The sequence below is a fragment of the Variovorax sp. MSC1_012 genome, from assembly GCF_023667525.1.
In the GTDB taxonomy this organism is placed as follows: Bacteria; Pseudomonadota; Gammaproteobacteria; order Burkholderiales; family Burkholderiaceae_C; genus Variovorax; species Variovorax beijingensis_B.
In genome coordinates this window covers 185,952-202,266 of the sequence record NZ_JAMOZJ020000002.1, presented here as the reverse complement: position 1 = coordinate 202,266, position 16,315 = coordinate 185,952, and the positions used below count along the sequence as shown (strand labels likewise).

Annotated in this window: 15 protein-coding genes; 12 read left to right on the top strand and 3 right to left on the bottom strand. The window is 68.6% G+C overall.

Annotated features, from left to right (window positions below):
• The first annotated feature begins 187 nt into the window (after nt 1-187).
• From L1081_RS26390 to L1081_RS26350, 9 genes are all read left to right on the top strand, one after another.
• Nucleotides 188-1,843: a ShlB/FhaC/HecB family hemolysin secretion/activation protein gene (locus tag L1081_RS26390; protein ID WP_489417591.1), complete on the top strand. Its 1,656-nt coding sequence runs from the start codon at nt 188-190 to the stop codon at nt 1,841-1,843.
• 71 nt (nt 1,844-1,914) lie between these two features.
• Nucleotides 1,915-3,720 (top strand): DUF2341 domain-containing protein, encoded by a 1,806-nt coding sequence (locus tag L1081_RS26385; protein ID WP_489417590.1) that lies wholly within the window; start codon nt 1,915-1,917, stop codon nt 3,718-3,720.
• A gap of 12 nt (nt 3,721-3,732) precedes the next feature.
• Nucleotides 3,733-4,146: an ExbD/TolR family protein gene (locus L1081_RS26380; protein WP_125965608.1), complete on the top strand. Its 414-nt coding sequence runs from the start codon at nt 3,733-3,735 to the stop codon at nt 4,144-4,146.
• A 10-nt stretch (nt 4,147-4,156) separates the two neighbouring features.
• Nucleotides 4,157-4,855 carry an energy transducer TonB gene (locus L1081_RS26375; RefSeq protein ID WP_489417589.1) on the top strand — a complete coding sequence of 233 codons (699 nt, stop codon included), beginning with the start codon at nt 4,157-4,159 and terminating at the stop codon, nt 4,853-4,855.
• Nucleotides 4,856-4,923: 68 nt separating this feature from the next.
• Complete coding sequence (locus L1081_RS26370; protein ID WP_489417588.1) at nt 4,924-6,711, top strand: putative porin; 1,788 nt, start codon at nt 4,924-4,926, stop codon at nt 6,709-6,711.
• A gap of 10 nt (nt 6,712-6,721) precedes the next feature.
• Entirely contained in the window at nt 6,722-7,444 is a 723-nt protein-coding gene (locus L1081_RS26365; protein ID WP_489417587.1) for a hypothetical protein, read from the top strand.
• Nucleotides 7,441-8,391, top strand: a complete 951-nt coding sequence (locus tag L1081_RS26360; protein ID WP_489417586.1) for a peptidyl-prolyl cis-trans isomerase — start codon at nt 7,441-7,443, stop codon at nt 8,389-8,391. The genes L1081_RS26365 and L1081_RS26360 overlap by 4 nt, the downstream gene beginning before the upstream one ends.
• Nucleotides 8,392-8,416: 25 nt before the next feature.
• Nucleotides 8,417-8,959 (top strand): YbjN domain-containing protein, encoded by a 543-nt coding sequence (locus tag L1081_RS26355; protein ID WP_489417585.1) that lies wholly within the window; start codon nt 8,417-8,419, stop codon nt 8,957-8,959.
• Nucleotides 8,959-9,207 (top strand): hypothetical protein, encoded by a 249-nt coding sequence (locus tag L1081_RS26350; RefSeq protein WP_489417584.1) that lies wholly within the window; start codon nt 8,959-8,961, stop codon nt 9,205-9,207. Before L1081_RS26355 ends, L1081_RS26350 begins: the two co-directional genes overlap by 1 nt.
• Nucleotides 9,208-9,231: 24 nt before the next feature.
• Here L1081_RS26350 and L1081_RS26345 read toward each other — a convergent pair whose 3' ends face one another.
• Both L1081_RS26345 and L1081_RS26340 read right to left on the bottom strand, forming a co-directional pair.
• A complete protein-coding gene (locus tag L1081_RS26345; protein ID WP_124961548.1) occupies nt 9,232-9,690 on the bottom strand; it encodes a (2Fe-2S)-binding protein in 459 nt (152 codons plus the stop codon).
• A gap of 10 nt (nt 9,691-9,700) precedes the next feature.
• A complete protein-coding gene (locus L1081_RS26340; protein ID WP_489417583.1) occupies nt 9,701-11,881 on the bottom strand; it encodes a molybdopterin cofactor-binding domain-containing protein in 2,181 nt (726 codons plus the stop codon).
• A 158-nt stretch (nt 11,882-12,039) separates the two neighbouring features.
• Here L1081_RS26340 and L1081_RS26335 point away from each other — a divergent pair, with 158 nt between their 5' ends.
• Both L1081_RS26335 and L1081_RS26330 read left to right on the top strand, forming a co-directional pair.
• The gene (locus L1081_RS26335; protein ID WP_489417582.1) at nt 12,040-12,753 is read left to right on the top strand and encodes a cyclic nucleotide-binding domain-containing protein; all 714 of its coding nucleotides are present in this window, start codon (nt 12,040-12,042) and stop codon (nt 12,751-12,753) included.
• A gap of 540 nt (nt 12,754-13,293) precedes the next feature.
• Nucleotides 13,294-15,081 (top strand): tannase/feruloyl esterase family alpha/beta hydrolase, encoded by a 1,788-nt coding sequence (locus tag L1081_RS26330; protein ID WP_489417581.1) that lies wholly within the window; start codon nt 13,294-13,296, stop codon nt 15,079-15,081.
• 6 nt (nt 15,082-15,087) lie between these two features.
• Here the strand turns inward: L1081_RS26330 and L1081_RS26325 are convergent, their stop codons facing one another.
• Nucleotides 15,088-15,633 (bottom strand): DUF4256 domain-containing protein, encoded by a 546-nt coding sequence (locus L1081_RS26325; RefSeq protein ID WP_489417580.1) that lies wholly within the window; start codon nt 15,631-15,633, stop codon nt 15,088-15,090.
• Nucleotides 15,634-15,761: 128 nt separating this feature from the next.
• Between L1081_RS26325 and L1081_RS26320 the strand changes: the two genes are divergently transcribed.
• Nucleotides 15,762-16,223, top strand: coding sequence for a hypothetical protein (locus L1081_RS26320; RefSeq protein ID WP_489417579.1), 462 nt, complete (start codon nt 15,762-15,764; stop codon nt 16,221-16,223).
• Nucleotides 16,224-16,315 lie beyond the last annotated feature (92 nt).

Genomic DNA, 16,315 nt, shown 5'->3' with positions numbered 1-16,315 from the left:
CCGGCGGCGCGAACCCGCGACCCAAGGCCTCCCGCGCGGGAGGCCTTTTTTTCTTGATGAAGTTTTCGTGACAAACGGCAGTCGTTGCGTACGCCACGCGTCTAGGTAACGGTACGCAGCAGCGACATGAAGGCTCTCCATCATGAGCCGCTGCAAGCGAGCTTCATCCTTGAGAACCGAGCTGTAAATGCATGACATGAAGAAGAACGGCCCACCGATGTGCTGGAGAGCGGTGTGGCTGGCAGTGGTGGCAATGGGCGCGCAGGCGGCCTTTGCCCAGGCGTCCCCGCCCGCGAGCGTGGCCCCCGCGGCAACGGCGGCCGGCGGCGCCTCGCCCGGCACAGAGCCGGCCCGCAAGGTCGACATCGCCGAGTACATCGTTCGCGGCAACACCGTGCTGGATGCCCGCGCCATCGAAAAGGCGGTCACACCGTTCCTGGGGCCCGAGCGCACGCTGAAGGACGTGGAGGCCGCGCGCGATGCGCTGCTCGCGGCCTACCAGGCGGCGGGCTACCAGTCGGTGTACGTCGACCTGCCCGAGCAGCAGGTGACGCAGGGCGTGGTGTTCCTGCAGGTCAACGAGACCCGCGTGGGCCGCGTGCGCGTGGTGGGCGCCGAGTACAACTCGCCGCTCGACGTGCGCGACCAGGTGCCGGCGCTGAAGGAGGGCGGCGTGCCCGACTTCAACAAGGCGCAGACCGAGCTTGCTGCGCTCAACCGCAGCCCCAAGCGGCAGGTGATGCCGCTGGTGCGCCAGGGCGCGATGCCGGGCACCATGGACGTCGACCTCAAGGTCCAGGACTCGAGCCCGTGGCGCGCGAGCGTCGGCCTCAACAACGACTACAGCGCCGACACGCGCAAGCTGCGCGCCACCGCCTCGCTGGGCCACGACAACCTCTGGCAACTGGGCCACAGCGCGTCCATCAGCTTCTTCGGCGCGCCGCAGGATCTCAGCCAGACCCAGGTGATCTCGGCCTCGTATGCCGCGCCGCTGCCGGGCACCAACTGGAGCCTGGAGGCCAGCGCCTTCGTGTCCGACAGCAACGTGGCCACGGTGGGCGGCACCGACGTGCTCGGCAAGGGCCACTCGATCGGCCTGAAGGCCACCTACACCGTGCCGAATGCGGGCAACTGGTGGCACGCGTTCAGCGTGGGCGTCGACTTCAAGAACAACAAGGAGGCACTGAGCCTGAACGGCAGCGCCGACACCGTGCCGCTCAAGTACGCGCCGATCACGCTGTCGTACACGGGCTTTCGGCAATCGGACAAGAGCCAGTACGGTGTGGGCATTTCGCTGGTGGTGGGCACCAGCAGCTCGTTCAAGTACGGCAGCGACTGGGCCGCGTTCGACTACAAGCGCTACAAGGCCTCGCCGAGCTTCATGGTGCTGAAGACCGACCTCAACGGCACGCACACCTTCGACGGCGGCCAGCAGGTGGCCTTCCGCTTCAACGGCCAGATGACCGATTCGCCGCTGGTGTCGAGCGAGCAGATCGCTGGCGGCGGCATGAACTCGGTGCGCGGCTATCTCTCGGCCGAAGCCACCGGCGACTACGGCGTGGTCGGCTCGCTCGAGCTGCGCAGCCAGCCGCTGAGCTTCCTTGGCAGCACGGTCGAGAACTGGCGCGTCTATGCCTTTGCCGATGCGGCGCGGCTGCGCCTGAAGAGCCCGCTGCCCGAGCAGGGCGACCGCTTCTCGCTGTATTCAGTGGGCCTGGGCACCACCTTCAAGGTGGGGCAGTACCTCGCGGGGCGCGTCGACATCGGCTATCCGCTGGTCGACGGTCCGCGCACGAAGAAGCACGACACGCGCGTGAATTTCAGCCTCACCGCGAGCTACTGATTTCCGCAGCCCCGAATTTCCATTTCCTTCATTTCTTGTCTCTCTCTACGAGCTTTCCGGAGAACCCTGTCATGCGACGCATCCTTTTTATCGTGCTCACGCTGCTGAGCACGCTCCTGCCGGGCCTGGCCCATGCCTGGTGGCAAGCCGAGTGGTCCTACCGCAAACCCGTCACCATCGACGGCGGTCCGCAGGCCGGAGCCATCGGCAGCGACGCCGGTCGCGTGCCGGTGCTGGTTCGCCTGCACACGGGCAACTTCAAGTTCGAGGGCGTGAGCGAGACCGGCGCCGACCTGCGCTTTGTCGCGGCCGACGACAAGACCGTGCTGAACCACCAGATCGAGCAGTTCGATCCGCTGCTGGGCATGGCGCTCATCTGGGTCGACGTGCCCAACGTCTCGGCAGGAACGCCGCAGAAGCTGTGGATGTACTACGGCAATCCGAAGGCTCCCGCATCGGGCAACGGCCAGCGCAGCTTCGACCCCGACTACACGCTGGTCTACCACTTCGCCGAAGCCGCCGTGCCGCCGCGCGACACCACGGCCTACGGCAACAACGGCCAGACCGCGGCCGTGCCGGTCGAGGGCACGGTGATCGGCAAGGGCGCCCAGCTGGGCAGCGGCCCGCTGATGCTGCCCGCGACGCCATCGCTCTCCGTGCAGGCCGGCGGCGCGCTGACGTTCTCGGCCTGGGTCCGTCCCGACCAGCTCGGCGCGCGCCAGGCGATCTATGCGCGCCGCGACGGCGCCGGTGAGTTCGTGGTCGGCATCGACCAGGGCGTGCCCTTCGTGCAGGTCAACGGCCAGCGCAGCACGCCCGGCCAGCCGATCCAGGCTGGCCAGTGGTCGCACCTGGCCGTCAAGGCCGAGGGCGAAAGCCTGGCGCTGTACGTGGGCGGCCGGCCCACGGTGTCGCTGGCGGCCCGGCTGCCGGCGCTGAACACCGCGGGTGCCCTTGGCGCTGACGCCCCGGCCGCCACGCCCGCTGCCCAAGGTGCGCAGGCTGCCGCTGCCTTCGCGCCGTTCACCGGTGCGATCGACGAAGTGCGGTTCTCGAAGGTGGCGCGCGCCGACGCGCTGCTGCTGGCCGATGCCGTGTCGCAAGGCGCCGAGTCGCGCCTCACCGTGTTCGGCGCCGACGAGCAGCAGGCCGGCAAGAGCCACTTCGGCTTCATCCTGGCCGCGATGCCGCTGGACGCCTGGATTGTCGTGGGTCTGCTGGGCCTGATGATGGTGCTGTCGTGGGCCATCATGATCGGCAAGGGCCGCAGCTATGGCGCCACCTCGCGCGCCAACGCGGCCTTCATCGAGCACTTCCGCGAAGCAGCCGGTGCCCCGCTCGACCGCCTGGCCGTGAGCAATACGGTGCCGCAGGAGGTGCGTGCCGACTCGTCGCTGTGGCGCCTGTACGAAGTGGCCATCGACGAGATGCGCCGCCGCCATGACCGCGGCTACGACCTGAGCGCCGTGTCGAGCGCCACCATCGGCGCCATTCGCGCCGCCATGGACGGCGTGATGGTGCGCGAGACCGAGCGCATGTCCAAGCGCATGAACTGGCTCTCGACCACCATCGAAGGCGCGCCCTACGTGGGCCTCTTCGGCACCGTGATCGGCATCATGCTGGTGTTCGTGGTGGCGGCGATGGCCGGTGCGGTGGACATCAACTCGGTGGCCCCCGGCATGGCGGCCGCGCTGCTGTGTACCGCGGCCGGCCTGGGTGTCGCGATTCCCGCGCTGTTCGGCTACAACTGGCTCGCCTCGCGCTCGGACGCCATCGGCGCCGACATGGCCGTGTTCGTCGACGAGTTCGTCACGCGCCTGGCGGAAGAGCAGGGCGAGGGCCGTTCGCTGCCGGTGGCTGTCGCCAAGCGCGCCTGAGGCCGCAACGCCATGGCAAACAGTGCAGCCAAGTTCGCCGTGCGCAAGCGCACGGGCGGCATCAACATCACGCCCTTCGTCGACGTGCTGCTGGTGGTGCTGGTGATTTTCATCCTCACCAGCAACGCCAGCATCCCGGGCATCAAGGTCGACCTGCCGAAGGCCAGCGCCTCCGTGGCGCTGGAGAAGCCCAAGACCAAAGCCATCACCATCGACAACGCGGGCAACGTGTTCCTCGACGCCTATCCGGTGACGCTGCCGGAGCTCGAAGAGCGCCTGCGCACCGAGAAGGCGCTCGCACCGGACTTTCCGGTGATCGTGCGCGGCGATGCCAGCGTGCAGTACGCCAAGGTGATCGACGTGCTCGACCTGCTGCGCCGCATCGAGCTCAACCAGATCGGCCTCGTGACCGGCAAGCAGAAGTGAGAGGCGGAGCGTGAAACCTCGCGATCCGACTTCCGGACTCTGGCGCCGCTGGGGCGGGGTGCTCATCGGCCTGGCGGTCCTTGCCGCGCTGGTGGCCCTGGTCTGGCATCTGCTGTCCGACACCGCGAGCACCAAGCGCGTGGTGGCCGATGCGCCGATGCTGATGCTGCCACCTCCGCCGCCACCGCCGCCGGAGCCCGAGAAGCTGCCCGAGCCCGAGCCGGAAAAGATCAAGCCCGAAGTGGTCGAGCGCGAGCCCAAGCCGGTCGAGCCGCTGGAGCCGCCCAAGGACGACGCGCCGCCCAGCCCTTCGAAGGACCTGGGCGACCCGGTGACCATGGACAGCGCCGCGCAGGCGGGCAACGACGCCTTCGGCATCCAGGCCGGCAGCGGCGGCGGCATGAGCGGCACCGGGGCCGGCGGCGGCCTGGGCAGCGGCTCGTATGCGCGCTACGTCTCGAGCCTCCTGCAGCAGGCCCTGTCGCGCGATCCGCGCACGCGCCAGCTGGTGTTCGACGACATCCAGATCGACCTGTGGCTTGGGGCCGACGGCAAGACCACGCGGGTCCAGCTGGTGCGCGGCACCGGCACCAGCGATATCGACGACACCGTGCTCGCGCTGATCCGCAACCTCGACCGCGTCGACGAGAAGCCGCCGGCTTCGCTGCGCTTTCCGATGCGCGTGTCCATGAAGGGGCGCCGGCCATGACCGAAGCGGCCACCACCGCAGCCCGTGCCGACGCCCTGCCAGTCCCATTCAATCCAGTGAACGAAGCGATGAATCATCTCAACAACATCCAGAGCCGGGGCGCCATGCCGACCCTGCGCAAATGCGCGCTCGCGGCGGCCGTGGCCTCCGTGTTCGTCTTCGCGGCCGCGAGCGCCCAGGCGCAGGCCGCCGCGCCCGCCGAAACCGCCATGGTCAAGCTGATCCGCGGCCTGATCCAGAGCGGCACGCTTGCCAAGGACGTGGGCGAAGCGCTGCTGGCCCAGGCCCAGACCGAAGCCATGGCCGCGCAGCAGCAGGCGCAGCGCGCGGCGGCCTCCGCCACGGCCGCATCGGCAAGCACTGCTGGCGGCGTGCGGCTCGAAGCGGGCGACGTGCGCGTGCCCTACATCTCGCAGACCGTGCGCGACCAGATCCGCGACGAGGTCAAGGCGCAAGTAATGGCCCAGGCCAAGGATGAGGGCTGGGCCGCCCCCAACGAAACCCCCGAGTGGAGCAAGCGCATCCGCGTGGAGGGCGATGTGCGCGTGCGCAACGAATCGCGCAGCTACGCGGGCAACAACAGCAACATCGAGATCAACTGGCCTGAGCTCAACAGGGGCAGCGGCTACGACGTCAACCCGAACACCAACCTCGCACTGCCCTCGATCCTCAACACCCGGCAGGACCGCCGCAACCTCTTTCGCGCCCGCGCGCGGCTCGGCGTGTACGCCGACCTCTCGGAGAACACCAAGGCCGGCGTGCGCCTGGCCTCGGGCAGCGACGAGAGCCCGGTCTCGACCACCCAGACGCTGGGCGGCGGCCTCGGCAAGAAGAGCGTGTGGCTCGACCAGATGTGGATCTCGCACAAGCCGGTGGATTGGCTGACCGTGACGGCCGGCCGCTTCGGCAACCCGTTCATGTCGACCGACCTGGTGTACTCCAGCGACCTGAACTTCGACGGCATTGCCGCGCAGTTCGAGAAGAAGCTCGCGTCCAACAAGGACCTCTCGCTCTTCGGCACGCTCGGGCTGATACCGCTCGAATACTCGTCCGACAATTCGCCGAGCCGCAGCCAGGACAAGGCGAAGAGCGAGAACAAGTGGCTGCTCGGCGCGCAGTTTGGCGCCGACTGGAAGATCGACGACGACAACCGCGTGCGCGGGGCGCTGGCGTACTACAACTTCCGCAACATCAACGGCCAGGTGTCGCAGCCCTGCGCGCTCTACGCCGGTGCCGACGGCTGCAGCACCGACTGGTCGCGCCCGGCCTTCATGCAGAAGGGCAACACGCTCATGCTGCTGCGCGACATCTCGCTCGATCCGCTCAATCCGGCGGGCACGCTGCAGCCGCAATACGTCGGCCTGGCGTCGAAGTTCCGCCTGATCGACCTGAACCTGCGCTGGGACACCGCGGTGGCAGGCAACAACCTGCGCCTGGACGCCAACTTCGTGCGCAACACCGCCTACGACGCGAACGACATCTGGAACCGCGCGGGCATCCGCGGCGCCATCGTCAACAACTTCGGCCCCACCGGCGGCACGGCAAAGAGCGACTTCAGGAGCGGCGGCAATGCCTACATGCTGCAGGCCACCTACGGCAAGCCGGCCCCGGCCGCGCGCGGCGACTGGAACGTGCTCGCGGGCTACAAGCGCATCGAGCCCGATGCGATGCCCGACGGCTACAACGACTCGACCTTCCACGGCGGCGGCACCAACGCGCGCGGCTACTTCCTGGGCGGCTCGTATGCGATCGACAAGAACATGTGGTTCACCGGCCGCTGGATCTCGACCAAGGAAGTCTACGGACCGCCGCTGTCGATCGACACCCTGCAGCTCGAATTCAATGCGCGTTTCTAAGGAGGCCGCCGTGTCCAGAAAAATTCTACCGGCGCTGGTGCTGGCCATGCTGGCCTGCACGGCCGGCATGGCGCAGGCCCAGCAGCCGCAGGGCCAGAGTATGGAGGAGCGGCTTCGCGCGCAACTGCGCGTGACGACGTCGCAACTCCAGCAGGCGCAGAACGAGTTGGCCGCGCTGAAGGCCGGGCAGCCGACGGCCGCGCCTGCGGCGGCGGGTGCCGCACCGGCGAAGTCCGACCTCGAGGCGCTCAGGAAGGAGCTGGCCCAGAGCCAGGCCCAGCTGGCTGCCGAGCGCCATGCGCGCAGCCAGGCGAGCGCCGGCACCGAGCAGCTGCGCCAGCAGGCGCAGGCCACGACCGAGAAGGCCGGCGCGCAGATCGCGCAGTACCGCGGCGCCTACGACGAGTTGCTGAAGATGGCACGCGCCGCCGAGGCCGAGCGCCAGCGGCTCACGACAGAAGCCGCCACGCAGCGCACTGCGCTGACCCAGTGCGAGGCCAAGAACGCGCAGCTCTACGCCGTCGGGCAGGAGATCCTGCGGGCCTACGAGACGGTCGACCTGGGCAGCGTGCTCGCATCGCGCCAGCCCTTCGCCGCGCAGAGCCGCGTCAAGTTCGAGCAGATCGCGCAGCAGTACGGCGACAAGCTGTACGAAGGCAAGTTCGATGTGCGCGCGGTGAACGCGCCGGCACCTGGTGCCTCGGCGGTGCCTGCAACCCAGGAGAAGCAATGAAACGCAGGAAATCCTCATCCTCTTCATCGGCCGCGCTCATGCAGGGGCTGCGTGCCGCGGCCGGCGTGCTGCTGGTCTCGTCGGTGGGCGTGGCCGCCGCCCAGGCGCCGGCGCAAGGCAATGGCGTGGTCGCGCGCATGGGCGAAGTCACGGTCGGCCAGGACGAAGTCGAGAAACTGCTGCAGGCGCTGCCCGAGGCGGAGCGCGCAGCCGTCAAGGCCGATCGCGCAAGCCTCGATGGCTGGCTGCGCCAGCGGCTGCTGAGCGAAGCGCTGCTGCGCGACGCTCGCGCCAAGGGCTGGGCCGACCGGCCCGAGGTGAAGGCGAAGGTCGATGCCGCCGTGCGGGAGATCGCCGCGCGCATCGTGACCACCAGCTACCTCGAATCGGTGAGCCAGGTGCCGGAAGCTTTTCCTTCCGAAACGGAAATGCAGGCGGCGTACGAGCAGGGCAAGGCCAATTTCAACCTGCCGGCCGCCTATCGCGTGGCGCAGATCTACCTGGCCGCGCCCGAGCGCGATGCGGCCGCCGTCGCCAAGGTGCGCGACGAGGCGGGCAAGCTCGCCCGCCAGGCCCGCGCGGGCGACTTCGCCGCCGTGGCGCGCGCGAGCTCGCAGGACAAGCGCAGCGCCGAGCGCGGCGGCGAGGTCGACACCCTGCCGCTGGCGCGCATCCTCCCCGAGCTGCGCGACACGGTGGCCAGGCTCAAGGTCGGCGAGGTCAGCGAACCGGTGCAGGCGCAGGCCGGCTTCCATGTGGTGAAGCTGCTCGGCATCCAGCCCGCGCGCACCGCCACGCTGGACGAGATGAAGCCGCAACTGCGGGCCGCCTTGCGCCAGCAGCGGCAGCAGCAGCTGGTGCAGGCCTACCTGGCCCAGCTTGCGCCAGCCACCCAACTGAGCATCGACGCCGCGGCGCTCGATGCCGCGCTCAAGAAGACGAACTGAACAACCCAAGCCAACGGTCACACACATGAACAACACTCAGACGAACACCGAAGTCCGCAGCAACGATGCCGCTGCCGCGCAGAACCACGACCTGCTGGACGCAGTGACGCCCGAGCAGGTGTCGGACGCCATCAAGGCCGCCGGCGCCGCAGTCACCACCATCGAGCAGGATGGCGTGGTGCGCCTTCACAGCGCGAGCCATGGCATCGGCTTCCAGGTGCTGTGGGGCAACCCCGTCACCACCACGCAGTACACCGACTTCACCCTGAGCTGCCCGCTGCATGTGCAGGGCGGCACGCTGCCCGACGCCGTGCTGGCATCGTGGCACCGTACCAAGCGCTTCGCGCGCGTGGCGCAGCACGGCGACTTCGTGGTGCTGGAGATGGACGTGGTGGTTGCCGGCGGCGTGGCTGCGCCGTATCTCGCGTTCGCCATGCGGCTCTGGATGCAGATGATGGGGGAGTTCTTCCTGCACCTGCGCAACTATGGCCCGGCCGCCGAGACCCGCGGCGATGCCGCCAATGCCGAAGCCGGCGCGGCCGTCCAGGGTGTGGCCGCCGCTGCGTGATGCGCACGAGCGCCGCACCCCGCCCGTCGGCGGCGGACCACCTGCACGATTCGCCGGCGGCCCGGGCCATCCAGGCCACCGTGCGCCAGGCGCTGCGTGCGCGCCGCGCCGAGGCCGTTCGGCAGCGCCAGCGTGCGGCGCTGCTGGAACTGCTCGTGCAGACGATGGCCGAACTGCACATCTCGATGGCGGAACTCAACGCGGCGCGCCGGGCGACCCTGCCCGCCTGGAAGCATCCGGAAGCCTGAGCCGGTTCCGCGGCCGCCGACCTGCTAACCCATCATCGCCGCAGCGGCCTTGATCGCTTCGCGGACGCGGCCGTAGGTGCCGCAGCGGCACACGTTCTCGATGGCGTCGATGTCCGCGTCGGTGGGGTTGCGGGTGCGCCGCAGCAGGTCGACCGCCGCCATGATCTGGCCGGGCTGGCAGAAGCCGCATTGCGGCACGTCGAGGTTCATCCAGGCCTGCTGCACCGGATGCAGCGTGTTGCCGTTGGCCAGCCCCTCGATGGTCGTCACCTGCCGGCCGCGCACGTCGATCACCCGCGTCGAGCAGGCGGTGACCGCCTTGCCGTCCACGTGGCAGGTGCAGGCCTTGCACACGTTGATGCCGCAGCCGTACTTCGGGCCGGTGATGCCGAGCTTGTCGCGCAGCACCCAGAGCAGGGCCATGTCGTCGGGCGCCTCGACGTCGACGTGGCCGCCGTTCACCTTGAAAGATTGCACGGGCATGGCGGACTCCTCAGGCGGGGACCGGCACGGTGACCGGCGTGGGCAGCTTGCCCGGGGGGATGGGGGTGAAATCGACGGGGAAGTTCAGCGGAAAACTTCGCGGCTTCTTGCCGGTGGCGCGCGCATAGGCGTTGGCGATCGCGCCCGAGCTGGCCGACAGGCCCACCTCGCCCAGGCCGCCGATCGGCTCGCCGCTGCTGGGGGGCATGATGATGACCTTCACGTCCTTCGGGTAGTTCTTCATGCGCGCGAAGTGGTACTGCGAGTAGCTCCCCTCCAGCGGCAGGCCGTTCTGGATGTGCAGGCCGGCCGTCAGCACGATGGAGATCGATTCGCACAGGCCGCCCTGCATCTGCGCCTCGATGCCCGAGGGGTTGATGGGCGTGCCGACGTCGATCGCGATGGTGGCGCGGGTCACCTTGATGTCGGCCGGCACGCGCGCGTCGATCTCGACGATGCAGGCGGTGAAGGACTTCGACTCCTGGTGCACGCCCACGCCCTGCGCAAACCCCGGCGGCATGGCCTTGCCCCATTGCGCCGCCTCGGCCACGGCCTTCAGCACCGCGCGTGCGCGCGGCAGGCGCAGGTATTCGAGGCGGAAGGCGACCGGGTCCTTGCGCAGCGTCCTTGCCATCTCGTCGACCAGGATCTCCTCCACCAGGCGCGAGGGCTGGATGTGAACCGAGCGGTAGGAGCAGGTGTTGATGTCCATCGCGACCGGCGTCAGCAGCTTGGTGGTGACGCCGAAGTTGTACGGCGAAGTGACCATGGTCTTGAACATGACCTGCTCGATGGCGAAGTTGCCCACCGTCTGCGGAAAGCCGTTGGGCAGCGCGATGGCCGCGGCGCCCAGCATCTCGCCGAAGCCGTGGCGCGTATCGAGCCGCACTCCGGCGATGCGCTGCTCGAAAGAGATGACCTGGCCCAGCAGCATCGTGGCGCGCGCCCGATGGAACATGGGCGGGCGCACGCGGCCGTGGCGCATGTCGTCGGTGCGGTGGTACATCAGGCGGCAGGGCCGGCCCAGCGCCTTGGAGATCTGTACTGCTTGCAGCGTCGCGTCCCAGAACAGCCGGCGCCCGAAGGAGCCGCCAGAGGGCACGGCATGCACCTTGACCTTGTCCAGCGGCAGGCCCAGATCGGCTGCCACTGCCTGCTGCGTGACGATCGGGCTCTGCAGGCCGGACCAGATCTCGGCGCGGTCTGCGCGTACGTCGGCAATGGCGCATTCCGTTTCCATCGGGCAGTGCGAGACCGCCGCGAACTCGAACTCGCCCTCGACCGTCAACGCGCCCAGCGGCGGCAGCAGGAAGGGCAGCAGCGCGGATTTGAGCTTTTGCTGGATGCTGGCGTTGGATTCGCCGGCGACCGCGCCCGCGGTCCAGGTGACGTCGAGCGCGTTCACTGCGGCCCAGGCCTGCCCGAAAGTCTCGGCCATCACCGCCACGCCGGGCGGCGTGGGCACGATACCGTTCGTGGCGGGGATCGGCGCGATGCCCAGCACGCCGGGCATGCCCATCACCGCGGTCGTGTTGTTGATGCGCACGAACTTGCCGTTGATGGTGGGCGGCCGGCACACCATGGTCGGCTTCGCGTCGGGCACGGCCTGGTCGAGCGTGAACTTCTTGCGTCCGGTCACGATGTCCAGCGCGTCGAGCCGCGTCACGCGCTGGCCGACCACCGCGTTGGCGGAGCCCGTGGCCAGCCCGCCGATCAGCGGCATGCCGGCATGCAGCGAGCGCACGCTCGAGGAGCCTCCGGTGAGCTGGTTGTACAGCAACTCCGGGCTGGCGTCGGCGGAGCCGACCTCGATCGCGTTCAGCGGCAAGCCCAGCTTGTCGGCCAGCATCATCGCGGCGGCGGTGGCGATGCCCTGGCCCGATTCGAAGCGCGGCAGCTCCAGCCGGACGCGGCCGTTCGCAAGCTTGTTCACCTTGACCAGCGGCATGGTCGGCAGCGCAGTCACGGTCACCGCATCGCCGATGTCGATCAGGTCGGTCGTGTCGGGCGGGGTCATCGGCAGTATCGCGGCCCGCGCCGACGAAGGAGCCGCGAGGCCGCCGAGTCCCGCGGCGGCCGAGATCAGCGGCGCAGAGGCCGCGTATCCCAGCAGGTTGCGCCGGCGCATGCCGGGCGGTTCGTCATGAGATGGCGCAGGCGTGGGGCCCGCGCCGGATTCCGGATGTTCCATCCTTGTCTCCTGTCTTATGGTTGTGGCGAACGGGGGCCAATATGGCATGATCGCCGCGCCAAAAATGTCTTTTTGAAGACATTCCTTACGCGCCCACAGACCTCCCCACGCAGGGCCGGCGCGAGTGGAAGAGCGGGCCAGCGAGCGAGGAAACACGAATGCCGTCGAAGGCCATGGAGAGCATGCTCCGCGAGAGCTTGTGGGCGCAGACCCTGGCGGCCGAGGAGCTCGACCGCGTGGTGCGCGAGTCGTACGAGCGCGAGGTGCCGGCCGGCGGTTTCGTGATGCGTCGCGGCGAGCCCGCGGATCTCTGGCTCGGCGTCATCGAGGGCCTGGTGAAGATGTCGCTCTCGCTGGCCGATGGCCGCATCTCCACTTTCACCGGCGTGACTTCCGGCGGCTGGGCCGGCGAAGGGTCGCTGCTGAAGCCCGGCCCGTGGCGCTACGACGGCGTGGCCATGCGTCCGACGCGCGTGGCCTGCGTGCCGCGCCATACCTTCGAACGCCTGGTGTCGACGAACCTCGATTTCGACCGGTTCCTCCTGTCGCACATCAATGCCCGCCTGAGCCTGTTCATCGGACTCATGGAGTTCGACCGCTTGCTGGGCCCTGACGCGCGCATCGCACGCTGCCTGGCCAGCCTGTTCGACCCGATCCTCTATCCGCAGGCGAGCAGTTTCATACGCCTGACCCAGGATGAGATCGGCCTCTTGTCCGCGGTCTCGCGCCAGCGCGCCAACCGGGCACTGCATGCGCTCGAGCGCGCAGGCCTGCTGCGGGTGGAGCACGGCGGTGTCGAGGTGATAGACCTTGAAGGCCTGCGCAACTACCTTGGTGAGGAAGGCGCTGTGTCGCCGTCGCCTCGCGCCTGAGAGTGCCAGTGCCGTTTGGGAGCGCGCGTTTCGGACGTTACCCGCACACGCATCTTGGAAGGACGGGGTAGTTGCGCCACCCTTCGGGCGCGTTGGGAATCCGCTTCTCGCCCTCGATTTGCCCGGGCAATGGGTGGCACTGCGTTCTGCATGCTTCCGCGGCCGTTTGTCGTGACTGCTTTCCGCGCTCCCAGCCATACCACCCTGCCGCCGAAGACAGGATGACAAGAGCAGTCAAAAAAATCATCGTTGAGCGCTTCAGCTTCATATCGTGCGGAAGGCCAGCGTAACTGCATGTCTTCGCATGTAAGTTAATGTCCTTGCAAATCTCCTGCGATTACCGAGCAAAAGAGTTAACTCTCCCCCAGTTCAATAGAACTTGGGTCGCCGCTCGAGACAAAAGGCAAAAAAGCATGCAGCGCGACGCGGATCCCTCGGTATCCGGGTTTGTCCTCGTTTTTTGGTTATGAATCAAAACTACATTGGTTATCTTCAATAACCTTTGTGGTCGACGAAGCGCCGCCGGCCGAGGAGACAAGCATGGATCACATCGTGTCATCGTCCTGGCGGCCGGCATGGGCCGCGGTGGGTGCGGCCGCCTTGCTCGCGGCTTGCGGCGGAGGCGGCGGCGGCGGCTTTGCGTTCCTGCCGATCGTTCCGGCCGCGCCGGACGCACCGGCGCCTGCGCCCGTCGCCCCGCCACCCGCGGCGTCCCCGGAGGCTCGACCCGGCACGCTGCAGTCGTGCAGCGACCTCGCGAGCAAGGCCGCCTTCAACGGCACGGCCTACACCAGCATCACTTCCGTGGCGGCCGGCACCCTCACGGTGGCGGGCGTCAGCACGCCCACGCCGGCGCACTGCCTGGTGCAGGGAAAGATGAACGAACGCACCAGCAGCGTCGACGGCCGCACCTATGCGATCGGCTTCGAGATGCGCCTGCCGGTCGACTGGAACGGGCGCTTCTTCTACCAGGCCAACGGCGGGCTGGACGGGAGCGTGGCGCCGGCATCGGGCGGCGTTGGGGGAGGGTCGCCCACGACCACCGCGCTGCACATGGGCTTTGCCGTGATCAGCTCCGATGCGGGCCACTCGGGCGCGCAGAACCCGGTCTTCGGCATCGATCCGCAGGCGCGCCTGGACTACGGCTACAACGCCGTCGCGCAGCTCACGCCCATGGCCAAGAACCTGATCGCCAAGGCCTATGGCCGCGGGGCCGACCGCTCCTACTTCGGCGGTTGCTCGAACGGCGGCCGCCATGCAATGGTTGCGGCCGCGCGGTCCGCCAACGAGTACGACGGCATCCTGGCGGGCAATCCCGGTTTCAACCTGCCGAAGGCCGCGGTCGCGCAGCTCTACGGCGTCCAGCAGTACGCGCAGGTGACGACCGCCAACACGCCGGCCGGCAAGCCGGACCTGCAGACGGCCTTCACGCAGGCAGAGATGGACACGGTCGCCGCTGCCGTGCGGTCGAAGTGCGATGCACTGGACGGCGCGACCGACGGCATCGTCGCGGACGTGCGGGCATGCAAGGCGGCCTTCACGCTGGCCACCGACGTCCCCACCTGCAGCGGCGCACGCGACGGCAGCTGCCTCACGGGCGCCCAGAAGACCGCGCTCGACAACGTCTTCAGCGGTGCGCGCAACGCCGCGGGCGCCACGCTCTACAGCAGCTTCCCTTATGACGCGGGCATCAACGGCGTCGACTGGCGGCAATGGGAGTTCGCCAATTCGCAGAACCTGGACACGGCCGCGGTCGGGTTCGTGTTCAGTTCGCCGCCGCTGGGCACGAGCCGCCCGCCGGGCATCGACTTTGCACTGGGCTTCAGCATGGACGCGGATGCGCCGGGCATCTTCGCGACCACTGCGCTCTACACGGAATCGGCCATGTCCTTCATGACGCCGCCGAACCCGGGCAACCTCGCGGCGCTGCGCGACCGCGGCAGCAAGCTCATGGTCTACCACGGCACCAGCGACGCGGTGTTCTCGTCGGACGACACGACGCGCTGGTACGACGAACTGCGCGCGGCCAATGGCGGCGATGTCTCCGGCTTTGCGCGCTTCTTCCCGGTGCCCGGCATGAACCACTGCGGACGAGGCCCGGCCACCGACCAGTTCGACATGCTGACGCCGCTGGTGGCATGGGTGGAGAAGGGCAAGGCGCCGGATTCCGTGGTCGCCACCGCGCGCGGCGCGGGTGCCAACGTGGTCAACGCGGAACTGCCCGCCGGCTGGTCGGCCGCCCGCACGCGGCCGCTGTGCCCGTATCCGAAGGTGGCGAGCTATGTCGGCGGCGATCTCGAATCGGCTGCCAGCTTCGCCTGCAAGTAGGCGGGCTTACACGCGAAGCAATCCGCGGAAGCCCCGGGCCGCGTAGTACGACTGCGCGCCGTTGTGATAGACGAACACCCGGCCATAGCGCCGATCGCCGAAGAGCGCGCCGCCGAGCGCCCGGAGGTCGGGGGGTGTCGCGATCCAGCTCGAGGTCTTGAGGTCGAACTCGCCGAGGGTCTGCAGTTCCCGGTACTGTTCCTCGGTGAGAAGCTCGATGTCCATCGCGGCGGCCATCTCGACCGCGCTGCTCTCCGGCTTGTGTTCCTTGCGGGCGTCGAGCGCCTCGCGGTCGTAGCAGAGGCTGCGGCGGCCGCCGGGGGTCTCCGCGGAGCAATCGCAGAAGCTGAGGCGGCCGGTCTTCTTGTCCTGGCCGATGACGTCGGGTTCCCCGCCCGTGGCCTCCATCTCGCGAAGCGACTTCAGCGCGCCGGGATGGGCCTCGAGCCGTGCGCTGACGTCGGCCCAGGCGATGGCCTTGTGCCGGCGCATGTTCTTCTCGAAGCGGGTCTTCAGTGCCTGGAGTAGCTCTTCCCGTTCTTGCGCCTTCATGGTTCTCGAGTGCGTTGGGGTTGGTTGCAGGTCTGCCTTGCGCGTGACAGTTTGCCAGATGACATGCGCGGCACGCGGGATTATGCTTTTGCCCGCGCAGGAAATGACTCGCCGATGGAGGTCTCATCATGACCAGTCCAGCCCGTTCGTTGCTTCGTGCTCCGGCGCCGGAGGAAGAGATCGCTCTTCCGGCCAGGATGGTGGGAGAGGGGTTCCAGATTGCCGCCCGCACGCAGAAGACCTACGTCGCCACCGGCGCGCCCGTGGTCTTCTTCGACGTCCTGTCCGACGACGGCGAGCGCATCGGCATGGCCAACGCGATCCTCGAGCCGCGTGCCGAGGCCGTGGCGGGTATCGGGCATGTCTGCGTGACGCTGGGCGAGGCGCATGCCTCCGCGGAGCTGCTGACGCAGGTTGCCGATGTCCTGGTTGACTACGCCTTGGATTCTGGCCTGCGCGAAGTCATGATCGTGGTGCCGCAATCGCATGCCGATTCCGTCGAGGCGTGCTGCAGGCTCGACCCGGTCTCGTCCGGTGCGACGCAGCTCGGGCACGGCGTCGAGGGACAGGTCTACATGTATCGCCGGTAGCGGGGCGCCTGCGGGATTTCACCAAGGCGCTGCGGCGGCCGGCGCGGCGCATACTTGCCGCAGCGCCGCTCGCCGGCCCCTCCGGGGTCCCG